Source organism: Shewanella electrodiphila, assembly GCF_023283985.1.
Classification (GTDB): domain Bacteria; phylum Pseudomonadota; class Gammaproteobacteria; order Enterobacterales; family Shewanellaceae; genus Shewanella; species Shewanella electrodiphila.
The window spans coordinates 1-934 of the sequence record NZ_JAKIKU010000043.1; the positions used below are offsets into that span (position 1 = coordinate 1).

The 934-nt window shown below is 40.5% G+C and carries 1 protein-coding gene; it reads left to right on the forward strand.

Annotated features, from left to right (window positions below; translation table 11 throughout):
• Positions 1-903 (forward strand): IS110 family RNA-guided transposase (locus L2737_RS22195; protein ID WP_248957134.1); only part of this gene is annotated, 903 nt, incomplete at its 5' end.
• Between the last annotated feature and the right edge of the window lie 31 nt (positions 904-934).

Sequence of the window (934 nt, forward strand, 5' to 3'; positions counted from 1 at the left end):
AAATTTCAACTCGACATTTATATTCGTCCGCTTGATATATTTTTCACCGTCAATAACGATGAGAAAGGGATTAAAGAAGCGATAAACCTCATCAAAAAACACCGCCCTGAACGTATCGTAATTGAAGCCACTGGTCGCCTAGAAATGCCATTTATCATGGCCTGCTCTGAAGCAAACCTGCCTTTCGTTATCGCCAACCCAATACACATAAAACGCTTTGCTGGGGCTATTGGTCAACGAGCTAAAACAGACAAACTTGATGCACAACTTATCGCGCATTACGGTGAAGCAATTAAACCTAAGCTGTCGACACTAAAGCCTGACATCATGCAGGCTATGAGCGATCTAGTAGGCAGACGAAATCAACTATTAGTCATGCAAACAATGGAAAAGAACAGGCTTCAAATTTTACCCAAAGAGCTTGCTATGACGATCAAACCCATCTTAACCGTGTTCAAAAATCAGATAACAAAGATAGAAGATAAAATCGTTAAACTCATCGAGTCTTGTCCTGATTATCAGGCTAAAAATATCATCCTACAAAGTATGAAAGGGATAGGTAAAATTGCCGCTGCATCAATCATCAGCAACCTACCAGAGCTTGGATATATTAATAACAAAGAAGCCAGTTCATTGGTCGGTGTAGCACCGATGAATAAAGAAAGTGGACGCTTCAAAGGGCATAGAAAGATCCAAGGAGGACGGCATCAAGTGAGAACCGTTTTGTACATGGCAATGATGTCAGCAATACAATCTAACCCTGTTTTTAAAGAGACTTATCAGCGGTTAGTTGCGGCAGGAAAACCAAAGAAAGTGGCTATTATTGCCTGCATTAGGAAGATGGTTGTGATCTTAAATTCGATGCTAAGAGACGGTGTTTTGTGGGAAGCGCCAAAAGCTTAAAATTAACTATTGACGCCATAGTCTCTTGTTA